This window comes from Methyloceanibacter sp., assembly GCF_058506495.1.
The window spans coordinates 53,052-63,638 of sequence record NZ_JBZMXT010000007.1; the positions used below are offsets into that span (position 1 = coordinate 53,052).

The following is a 10,587-nucleotide window of genomic DNA, read 5'->3' on the forward strand; positions in this document are numbered from 1 at the left end:
GGAGAGGCGCCTTGCCTATGGGCTAACAGCGCGTCTCCGCGCGCAGTGCCTTCTTCGACAGCTTGCCGATCATTGTCTTCGGCAACTCGTCGCGGAACTCAATAGCAACCGGCAATTCGAGCTTTGAAAGCTTGGGCCTCAGGAACGTCATGAGGTCCACCGCAGTTTCTTTGCGGTCTTCGTGAAGACGAACAAAGGCCTTTGGAGCTTCACCACGATAGGAGTCTGGGATGCCGACGACGCAGCATTCGGCTACAGCGGGGTGTTCGTACAGTGCGTCTTCGACTCGGCGCGGATAGACCTTGAAGCCCGCGCTGTTGATCATGTCCTTGATGCGATCAACAATAAAAATGAACCCATCTTGGTCCATATAGCCGACGTCGCCTGTACGAAGATAACGCCCAACAAAAACGGCTGCCGTTTCGTCCGCCTTGTTCCAATATCCGCTCATGACCTGGGGACCGGCGATGCAGATTTCCCCCGGCTCTCCAAGGGGCATCTCCGTTGCGGGGTTCTCTAGCGATCGGATCGTAATGTCGGTCTGCGGCAGTGGTAGCCCGATCGAGCCGTCTTTGTGCCCATCGAAGGGATTGCAGGTCGCAACGGGCGACGTCTCGCTCAGGCCGTAGCCCTCCACAAGGGACCCGCCTATGAGCTTTTCAAACCCTTTCTTGACCTCCATGGGCAGCGCCGCGCCGCCGGAAATGCAAAACTGCAAGGAGGAAAGGTCAAAACTCTCGATGTGGCGATGATGTAGCATTGCCTGGAACAGTGTGGGCACACCCGGCATCACCGTTGGCCTCGCCGAGACAATAAGCTTCAGCGTCCGGCCGAGATCAAATTTCGGCATGAGAATGATCTCCATGCCGCTTGCGATCCCGAAGGTCATGACCGTGGTCATTGCGAAAACGTGGAAAAGCGGCAAGACGCCTAAGATTCGGTCCGCTGCTTCGCGGGGCCGCTGACCCCACATCCGGACCTGAGCGGTGTTGATAAAGATGTTGGCATGGCTGAGCATCGCCCCTTTGGGCGTGCCCGTAGTGCCGCCTGTGTACTGCAGAACAGCGACAGCCTCTGGCTTGATTTCGGGGCGGACAAAGCGGCCGTTATTAGCGAGGAGGTCGCGCTCGCGAACAATCTTCTTCCGCTGGCGTGAGAAACCGATGTTGGCGCGTCGAACCTTCCGCGTGAGCTTAAGCCCGATCTGCTTCAGTTTCGGCAGTAGTGCCGCGAAATCGGCGACTACTGCGCGTCCGAGGGTCCCGTCTGCCAGGAGGGGTTCGACCTTCTCGAACAGAAGCTGGAGATCGAGCGTGACCATGATCTGCGTCCCGCTGTCCCGGATCTGGAACGCGATCTCCTCGACGCTGTAAAGCGGATTGAAATTAACGACGGTGCCGCCCGCTTTGAGAATACCGAAGTAATAAATGATGTGGGTGGGAGAGTTCGGGAGCAGCAGTCCGACCCTAACCCCCTTTCGGACACCGAGGGCCGCAAGACCCTTCGCCGCTCGATCCGAGAGAGCGCCGATCTCGTCGTATGACAAGGTCTTGCCTTCAAAAACGGTACACTTTCTCGGGCCGAAGCGTTCTACGGCCTCGTCGAGGAGGCCATGCACGAGGCCCGGTTTGACCTCGGCGGACCAGGACAATCCGGCAGGGTAGGATCTAAGCCAGGGTCGATTCTCCGTGCCGGTTGCGGCTTGCATTGAGGCTGGGTTTGCCTGAACAGCCATTTCGTAAAGTGTTGTCTACCTCAAATTTGCGTTGCAATTCGGTATCTTAGCGGCGCTAGGCATCTCGCTTGGGGAGGCAATTCGCCGCAAGCTCCGATTCTCATATTATTGTACCACGGGAGTGGCTTTGCGGGTGCCGCAGGGCGTATGACGCGCCCAGATTATGCTAAAACGAAGGCAACCTCAGGCGCAAAAACGCCCATTTTGTTAGCGATTAGAGCGTATAGTGTCTTGAATCGAGCAAGCGTGGGGCGGCTGGACTCGACCTATTTTTAAGTCTATTCCATTGCCTGACTTGCCCTCGAACTCGCTATGTTTTAGCCAGGGAACATTGATATACGGACCCCTCAACGGGGCAGGAGAGTGATATGGACGAGGTGGCCACCAAGATCATTGAGATTCTGCGGAAGAATATGAAGGATCCCTCTAAAGAGGTTACGCTCGAGACGCCTCTGAGCGACCTGGAGATTGAGTCCCTCGATCTGGCAGTAATCGTCTTTGATATTGAGGATACCTTCGGAATCGAAATTCCTTATAATGCAAACGAAGAAGTCGAGGCATTTGCGACGGTCGGCTCGGTTGTCGATCGTGTGAAGGGAATCATTGCAGACTCGAAAGCTTCGGGCGCGGCAGCATAGACCAGCCCTACCGTTCGGGAGCTTTCCGGGGTATCGGCCAGGCTTGGAGTTACGGCTTAGCACTACATGACACACTCTAACGGACGCAGGCGCGTCGTGGTCACGGGCCAGGGCGTTGTTACGCCTTTGGGTACGGGCGTTGAAAAGTTCTGGTCGGGGCTCAAGTCGGGCACTTGCGGTATTCGCGAGGTGCAGAACTTCGAGACCGACGAGCTTTACATCACGATTGCCGGTGAAGTCCCGGATTTTGATCCAAGGGAACGCGATCTGAGCAAGCAGCTGCTCATGGCCGACAAGTACTCGCAGTATGCGGGCTGCGCGGCGCGCGAGGCCGTGGAGCAATCAGGCCTGGAGACACCCATCAGTGATGAGGATGCGTACCGTACGGCATGCATTATCGGATCTGGCGTTGGCGGACTGACCACGCTCGAATTCTCCTACAAGATGCTGTTCAAGGAGAACAAGCGCGCGACCCATCCGCTGACCCTTTTGAAGGCGATCGGATCGTCAGCTTCGGCACATGTGAGCATCGAATACGGGATCAAGGGTCCGACATTCGGTGTTGTTAGTGCGTGCTCCACCGCGACCCACTCCATTGGCGTCGTCTACCAGATGATACGGAGCGGCTTGGTTGACACAGGGATCGCCGGCGCCGCGGAGGCGTCGTTGAACTGGGGGGCGACCCGGGCTTGGCAGGCCATGCGCGTGCTAAGCCCCGACGGACTGTTTCCTTTCTCGAAAACGCGCAACGGTACGGTTCTGGCCGAGGGGTCCGGCGTTCTGGTGCTGGAAGAATACGAGAAGGCCAGGGCGCGAGGTGCACCGATCCTTGCCGAGCTCATGGGCTTCGGCATGACTGCCGACGCAGCCGACATGGTCAACCCCTCGATCGAGGGCGCCGCGACTGCCATGAAGATTGCGCTAGACGAGGCGGAATTGGCGCCGTCCGACATCGACTACGTCAACGCGCATGGCACGGCGACGGCAGTCAACGATGTCAACGAGACGCGTGCGATCAAGCACGTATTCGGGAACGCGGCGAACAATCTGTCCATCTCGTCCACCAAGTCCATGCACGGGCACACGCTCGGTGCTTGCGGTGGGATAGAAGCGACTGCGTCGATCAAGGCGCTTGCAGAGAATTTCGTGCCACCGACGATCGGTCTCGCGGAAACCGATCCGGAGTGCGATCTGGACTATACGCCCAATGCAGGGAAGGCTCGTGACGTCAATTATGTGATGTCCAACTCGTTCGCCTTCGGTGGCCTAAACGCCGTGCTCGTATTTGGCCCCAACCCGGCTTAGAGCGAGGCTGTCTAGTCGCGTAGCCAGCGTATTGGCCTGCCCCCCGGGCCTCCTTCTTGAGGTCGTGAAGATCGCCGGCGCTGATGCGATCCCAGAACCTGCCGCCTACGATCTGTTCTGCATCATAGGTAACAACGAGATAGTCTTCCAAGTCCCCTTTCAGCTTCTTGTTTTTCATCTCAAACGTCCAAAGAGACAGTTTCCCTTTGTCGTCTTCAGCCAGAACACTCTTTATAAAGGCGTGAGGCACAGGCACGTCAATGCCGTATTCATCGTTCTGATCGCCGATCGTCTCTACGGCCTCACCGAAGTAAAAGACCGGACAAGTCAGCACGTAAGTTTCAAGGACATTGTCTTGGTAGTTCAGGTCTCTAATAGCCTTCTCAAGTTCGACCCACTTGTGACGGTTCAGCCCCTTAGCTTGGGGCGACATGTTCGACAGTAGAAATGTTTCGCTGTTGTGTATTTCCCGAAGATTTTGATTAGCGCTGGCGACCAGGTGGCCTCGATCAAAACCACTTTTTCTGTAGGCGTTTAAGCCAGCGCGGAAGCGTTCTGGTATGCGAGTGTCTGCGCGGAAATTGTCTGACCGCTGCACGTCGGGAAGAATTTCGGAAATTAGCTCCTCATCTCGCTTGATGATCTCAAGCGTCCATTTTGCTTGCCGGAAATACCAAGAATAACCAATCGTGAAACGCCTGCCGGTAAGGATCTGGTCGCACGCTGGCGCACCGTAGCGGAGCTCTGGCTGCATCTGAAATGGGTCGTTCACCTCAAGCCTCGCTGATCCGTCGTTCTGCCTCAGGGAAGTCTGAGCCCATAAGCCGTACTCAACTAGAAGAAGGTATACTGCAAAGCTACAACACGCAACTGTCATTCCGAGTACGGAGCAAATCTTCTCAGTGCGGAGGTGATCCACATTTGCGACGTTAACAATGTGGTTTCGAACTCTTTGGCTTTTGCAGCCTGAGCGGCGCGCTCGTGTTTGGGCCGAATCCGGCTTAAGCCGCGCAGGCCCAAAAGCTTACATCTGCCTTGCCACGCTTGAGACCAGTCAGAGCGTCGGCTTTGTCAGATCAGTCCCAAACCCTTAAAGCTGGCATGGCCTTGCTTGCCGAAGATGACGTGGTCATGGATGACGATACCCATGGGCTTTGCCGAAGCAACAATCTGTTTGGTCATGTCGATATCTGCGGGGGGAGGGCGTCGAATCGCCGCTCGGGTGATGGTGGACCAATACGATGGCGGTCGTGGAGAGTTCCAGCGCTCGATTGACCACTTCACGCACATAGACCGGTGTGTGGTCTAGGACGCCCTGCTGTTGCACCTCGTCAGCGATGATTTGGTTCCGCTTGTCCAAGAAGAGAATGCGAATCTGCTCTTTGGTCTCGAACCCCATCGCGGCGCGGCAATAGTCAAGCACGCCCTGGCATGAGGACAGAACGAGCCGCTCCAGGACTTCTCCGCGCATGAGCCGCAAGTCAGCCGCCCGCACCAGCTTGATTTCTGTGACTGCCGCCTCCCCAAGTACCGGCACTTCGAGCGAGCGATCTTCGGGCGCATTCACAGCCTCGGCAAAGCTGCCGAAGCGATCCAGGATCGACTTGGCCAGGGGTTTTGTATCCCGGCGCGAAGAAGGACCAATTCGAACATCTCATAGTCGGGAAGGGACTCGCCGCCACTCTCACGGAAGCGCCTCCTGAGACGCTCACGATGGCCCAGATAGTGGGGTTTGCTATCTTCCTTGAAGCCCCCCCGCGGCGCCCGAAGCGATTTTATCGTGAGAACCTATGTGATGGTCAGACCTCAGCCTGCCTTTAGAGCTCATTGTTTGGAGTCCTGTCTTGTCGCCTCCTAGATCAGCGCATGCCTATGCGCGTACGGGCGGACGATCAAGTCCAGCGGGTGACAGGGTAAAGATATCGCATCCTGACTCCGTCACGCCGATCGTGTGTTCGTATTGCGCCGAAAGCGAGCGATCGCGTGTTACGGCAGTCCATCCGTCAGCAAGGATCTTCACATGGGGCTTGCCCAAGTTGATCATTGGTTCGATCGTGAACAACATGCCAGGTTTCAGCGGCAGGCCTTCGCCCGGGACGCCGTAATGAAGAATGTTCGGCCGGTCGTGGAAAACTTGGCCAAGACCGTGTCCGCAGAAATCGCGGACCACGCCGCAGCGCTCCGCCTCTGCATAGGTCTGAATGGCATGACCGATATCGCCAGTCGTCGCCCCGGGTTTCACCGCCTCAATGCCAAGCATGAGGGCCTTGTGAGTCACCTCGAGAAGGCGCTCCGCAGCGCGGGGAATTTTGCCGACGGGATACATGCGGCTCGAGTCCCCATGCCAACCATCGACAATGAGCGTAACGTCGACATTCAGAATGTCGCCATCACGCAGTGCCCGTGAGCCGGGAATGCCGTGGCATACGACATGATTCAAAGAGGTACAGATGGATTTCGGGAACCCCCGGTAGTTCAGGGGGGCAGGCGTGGCGCCGTGCGACATGGCGAAATTGAACACGAGGTCGTCGAGCGCCTCTGTCGTAACGCCGGGTTCCGTGTGCTCCACGAGCATATCAAGGACTTCGGCCACAAGCCGGCCCGCCTTCCTCATTCCGGCGAAAGCTTCGGGGCCATGCAGCTTTATTCTGTTATCGCGCGTCTGGGCGCGGGCGATTTCTAAGTTGGACATTGGACCGGATTATAGGGAGCGCTGGCATTTCAGCTAGTGAGAAATCGCCCCTTTTTCAAGATAAGACGGCCTCTTGGTCAGTTAGACGAAGTGGAATCGTCCTTGGGCGGCTCAGGCCCTTCAGGGAGAGACTGGTGGCGACGGCGAGAGCTTCGACGCCGGCCGCTGTGGCGGCCCTAAAGGCGGCGGCATATTTGGGATCGAGATCTTCTGCCAATGCAAAGGCCTCGGCATCGCCTCGTTGGATGAAATAGATCATGACCGCGCGAGACCCCGCGGCCACCATGTCAGCGAGCGCTTCCAGGTGTTTGGCGCCCCTCGCGGTGACAGCATCGGGGAATTCGGCCAGTCCTACCTGGCGCATCAAATGAACGTTCTTTATTTCCACGTAGCAGGGTGGGCGGCTCTCATCCTCGAGCAAAATGTCGATCCGGTTATTGGCGCCATACCGTACTTCCCGGCGCAAAGACGCATATCCACCAACTTCTGGAATGAGACCATTTTCGATCGCTGCGGCCACCGCACCGTTGGGACTCGACGTGTTGATGCCAACAAGGGTTGGGCCCAGTCCGAGATCGACCTCAATCAGCTCCCAGGAGTAGGCCAGTTTTCGCTTTGGGTTGTTCGATCGCGACAACCAGACGCGCGAGCCCGGTTCGGCAAGCCCCAACATTGACCCCGGATTCGCACAATGAGCCGTAACCGTCTCACCTGTCCTGAGTTCGATGTCGGAGAGAAAGCGTTTGTAGCGCTTGATCAACCGGCCCTCGACGAGCGGGGTAGAAAACCTCATGAGCATGAGAGACCCTACAAAGACCTTTGGAACGCAACAAGCGCGTGGTGCGAACCATCCCCACTAGACACGTGCCTCATCTTACCTTTCACTCCCGGGGCATGATCGAGACCCCGCGCAACCAAGATACTGTGACTGCTGCTCTCGTCGTTATCGGCGAAGAGATCCTCTCTGGACGCACTCAAGACGCCAACACGCGCTACATCGCGGCGCATCTCTCAAACGCGGGAATTGCCTTGCGTGAGGTCCGGGTCGTCGCCGATGTGGAGGCGGAAATTGCAGATGCGGTCAAAGCGCTGCGGCAGCGCTATTCCTATGTGTTTACAACCGGCGGCATCGGGCCCACGCACGACGATGTGACGACGGATGCAATAGGCCAGGCTTTCGGCGTTACCGTTGCCATCAATGACGAAGCTGTCGAGGCGATGCGCCTGCAATATCGTCCCGAGGATCTCACGCCTACGCGCCTGAGAATGGCGCGCATTCCCGACGGCGCAGCGCTCATCCACAATGCGGTGTCGCGGGCGCCCGGCTACATGATCGAGAACGTGATCGTTATGGCAGGCATTCCTGGCGTCATGCAGGTCATGTTGGATGAGGTCTTGCCCCGCCTCGCCAAAGGGCGTCCTTTGAAGGCCCGCGCCGTACGGGTGAATGCTCCAGAGAGCGAAGTGGCGACACCGCTGGCCGCACTTCAGGCTGACTATGCTGACGTCCAGATGGGCTCGTATCCATTCGTTGAACATCGACGTTATGGAACATATCTCGTTTTCCGATCTGTCGACGATCAGAGACTTGGCCAGGCTGTCGACGCGCTTTGGGAAATCATCAGTGAACGTGGACTCATAGCAAGCCAAGTCGAAGACTCTTAATTTCGAACACCGTTAACAACGCGCTAAAGAGCAGCCGCCCGAATCACTTTGAGGGCCTTTCGGGCTTTCTCCAAAGCTGTGGAAACTTTTTGCGCTTGGCCGGTTCTCAGAAGCCGCGCGGGTTCATTTTTGACATTTCAACCCATGCGATTCGTCATGGGTCGATTAAGCCAAAGCTCCTCGGCAGCTCTTGGCGTGCGCCCGATGTGTCAAAACAAGGACCAACGCTATTGCCGATACGAGGTGCGCGCGCCTACTTGTTCACCTTATGTGATCGGTATACAGAGCGATAGTCTGATCAAAGCTAGGAGCCCGCGGCTTCCCGGGTTGAGGCGATTGCCTCTGTTCGACGTATGGCTGAAACGCTCAGTGGTCGGTTTAGTACGCACGCGACAAGTCATCGACACGCAGAGGAGTTGCCCTCGTTGCGGCTTGTTGCGCTCGATCCTTGTTTGGGTGGGGAAGATAAGCGACGAATGCGGTGGAATGTCACCGAGCGACGGTTCGCTCGCGCAACATTGCGGTCATTTGAGATATTACGCGGCAGTCGCGTAAGTTATTGAAAAAATAAGAAAAAAGGCGCGAAGAGCGTGACTCTCGCGCCTTTTTGGAATGCTGTCGCAAATAACTACGCCCGTCTGGTGGTCTTCTTCTTTGCGACTTTTTTCTTCTTCGCTACCCGTTTTTTTGCGACTTTTTTCTTCTTTGCGACCCGCTTCTTTGCGACTTTTTTCTTCTTTGCGACCCGCCTCTTTGCAACTGCCTTTTTCTTTGCGACCCGCTTCTTTGCGACTCTCTTCTTCTTTGCGACCCGCTTCTTTGCGGCTGTGGTCTTGCGAACAGTTTTCCGCTTGGCCGCTACGCGCTTCTTGGCGACGGTCCTCTTCTTTGCGACTTTTTTCCTTTTGGTCGCCGCCTTCTTCTTTGTTGCGCTCTTCTTCTTTGCTACTGCCATTGCTAAATCCCTTCCTATCGGGTGATTGGATAATCAGATTACTCTAAAACTACACCCTAACTACACCCGCTCGTCGATCCGCACGTATCGCATTTCAGACACGTGCCATTCCGAACGAGGGTAAAGTTGCCGCATTCTCCACATGCTTCCCCTTCATAACCCTTAACGCGCGCTTCGGCGACAAGCGCCGATGCGCCGCGTTGGGTCAGGGCTTCCGCAGCAAGCGCCACATGCTCTGCCGCATCGGAAGGTGTAGCTTCGAGTGATGCGGTGGCCCGTCCCGTTGTCTCTGGCAAAGACTCTTCATCGACTTCACTGCTTATCGCTCGAACCTGTGCAGTGGCTGACTGGGCGTCTCCGGCGACTGGTGAAGAGCGTTCACCTAACCGTCCGCGCGTGAAGCCGGGAGACACGAGCGTCTCCGGAACGGATTGGCCATGACCTGTATCTCCCGATCCGACCGTCGTACTCCCAATCTCGTTGGGATCGACATGAGCGAGTTCGAAACGGCCAAGGTAGGACACAGCCAGTTCCCGGAAGAGATAGTCGAGAATGGATGTGGCGTTCTTGATCGCCTCGTTTCCACGCACGGGACCTGCAGGCTCAAAGCGAGTAAACGTGAAGGCATCAACGAATTCTTCGAGCGGAACGCCGTATTGCAGACCAACGGATACCGCTATGGCGAAATTGTTCATCAGTGACCGGAAGGCAGCACCCTCCTTGTGCATGTCGATGAAAATCTCGCCGAGGCGTCCGTCATCATACTCACCAGTACGCAAATAGACCTTGTGTCCGCCGACCACGGCTTTCTGGGTGTAGCCCTTTCGGCGATCGGGCAAACGCTCGCGCTCGGCGGACGCACGGACGCGTTCGATCACACGTTCCACGACCCGCTCGGTCACGACAGTTGCGCGTTGGACAGCGGGTTGATCGGAGGTGATTGCCGTAAGGACTTCGTCTTGCTCTTCTTCGTCCTCAGCGAGGAGCTGCGCATTCAGCGGTTGCGAGAGCTTAGAGCCGTCGCGGTACAGGGCGTTCGCCTTCAAGGCGAGGCGCCAGGACAAGAGATAGGCGGCCTTGCAGTCCTCCACAGAGGCCTCATTCGGCATATTGATGGTCTTAGAGATGGCGCCGGAGATGAACGGCTGCGCTGCCGCCATCATGCGGATATGGCTCTCCACGGAGAGGGAGCGGGTGCCTTTGCGTCCGCACGGAGAAGCACAGTCGAAGACCGGCAAATGCGCGGGATCAAGACCCGGAGCCCCTTCGAGTGTCATCGCACCGCAGGCATACTCGTTCGCTGCTTCGACATCCGCTTTCGAGAAGCCGATTTCGGCTAGAAGGTCGAAGTCAGGCGCGTCCAGCTGCTCCGCGGCAAGACCGAGCGTCTGCGTGCAGAAGTCCTCACCAAGTGTCCATTTGTTGAAAACGAACTTGATGTCAAAGGCGGACGAGACCGCCTTTTCCACGGCATCAAGCTTTTCAGGCGCGAAACCTTTATCCGCAAGGGACTCAAGGTTGACGCCAGGTGCGCCTTGGAGAGAGCCATGGCCCACTGCGTAGTCGATGATCTGCTGGACCTCGGCCTCGTCGTATC

At 57.0% G+C, this 10,587-nt stretch carries 9 protein-coding genes and 1 pseudogene; 3 read left to right on the forward strand and 7 right to left on the reverse strand.

Annotation, left to right across the window (positions count from 1 at the left end; all coding sequences use genetic code 11):
* Positions 1 to 22 precede the first annotated feature (22 nt).
* The gene (locus AC33YF_RS03035; protein WP_491775724.1) at positions 23 to 1,708 is read right to left on the reverse strand and encodes a long-chain-fatty-acid--CoA ligase; all 1,686 of its coding nucleotides are present in this window, start codon (positions 1,706 to 1,708) and stop codon (positions 23 to 25) included.
* Positions 1,709 to 2,103: 395 nt separating this feature from the next.
* Between AC33YF_RS03035 and AC33YF_RS03040 the strand changes: the two genes are divergently transcribed.
* Both AC33YF_RS03040 and AC33YF_RS03045 read left to right on the forward strand, forming a co-directional pair.
* A complete protein-coding gene (locus AC33YF_RS03040; protein ID WP_491775725.1) occupies positions 2,104 to 2,373 on the forward strand; it encodes an acyl carrier protein in 270 nt (89 codons plus the stop codon).
* A 66-nt stretch (positions 2,374 to 2,439) separates the two neighbouring features.
* Positions 2,440 to 3,678, forward strand: a complete 1,239-nt coding sequence (locus AC33YF_RS03045) for a beta-ketoacyl-[acyl-carrier-protein] synthase family protein (RefSeq protein ID WP_491775726.1) — start codon at positions 2,440 to 2,442, stop codon at positions 3,676 to 3,678.
* Here the strand turns inward: AC33YF_RS03045 and AC33YF_RS03050 are convergent.
* The 4 genes and pseudogenes from AC33YF_RS03050 to sfsA all read right to left on the reverse strand — a co-directional run bounded on the left by AC33YF_RS03050 (position 3,602) and on the right by sfsA (position 7,163).
* Entirely contained in the window at positions 3,602 to 4,450 is an 849-nt protein-coding gene (locus AC33YF_RS03050) for a DNA/RNA non-specific endonuclease (RefSeq protein ID WP_491775727.1), read from the reverse strand. The two genes, AC33YF_RS03045 and AC33YF_RS03050, sit on opposite strands and share 77 nt — an antisense overlap.
* Before the next feature lie 299 nt (positions 4,451 to 4,749).
* Positions 4,750 to 5,457: pseudogene (locus tag AC33YF_RS03055) on the reverse strand (JAB domain-containing protein).
* 91 nt (positions 5,458 to 5,548) lie between these two features.
* Positions 5,549 to 6,370 carry a type I methionyl aminopeptidase gene (gene map / locus AC33YF_RS03060; protein ID WP_491775728.1) on the reverse strand — a complete coding sequence of 274 codons (822 nt, stop codon included), beginning with the start codon at positions 6,368 to 6,370 and terminating at the stop codon, positions 5,549 to 5,551.
* A gap of 55 nt (positions 6,371 to 6,425) precedes the next feature.
* Positions 6,426 to 7,163 carry a DNA/RNA nuclease SfsA gene (sfsA, locus tag AC33YF_RS03065; protein WP_491775729.1) on the reverse strand — a complete coding sequence of 246 codons (738 nt, stop codon included), beginning with the start codon at positions 7,161 to 7,163 and terminating at the stop codon, positions 6,426 to 6,428.
* 101 nt (positions 7,164 to 7,264) lie between these two features.
* Here sfsA and AC33YF_RS03070 point away from each other — a divergent pair, with 101 nt between their 5' ends.
* The gene (locus AC33YF_RS03070; protein WP_491775730.1) at positions 7,265 to 8,035 is read left to right on the forward strand and encodes a competence/damage-inducible protein A; all 771 of its coding nucleotides are present in this window, start codon (positions 7,265 to 7,267) and stop codon (positions 8,033 to 8,035) included.
* Positions 8,036 to 8,663: 628 nt separating this feature from the next.
* Here AC33YF_RS03070 and AC33YF_RS03075 read toward each other — a convergent pair.
* The gene (locus AC33YF_RS03075; RefSeq protein ID WP_491775731.1) at positions 8,664 to 8,990 is read right to left on the reverse strand and encodes a hypothetical protein; all 327 of its coding nucleotides are present in this window, start codon (positions 8,988 to 8,990) and stop codon (positions 8,664 to 8,666) included.
* Between the two features lie 56 nt (positions 8,991 to 9,046).
* A partial coding sequence (locus AC33YF_RS03080) for a ribonucleotide reductase barrel domain-containing protein (protein WP_491775732.1) occupies positions 9,047 to 10,587 on the reverse strand: 1,541 nt, incomplete at its 5' end.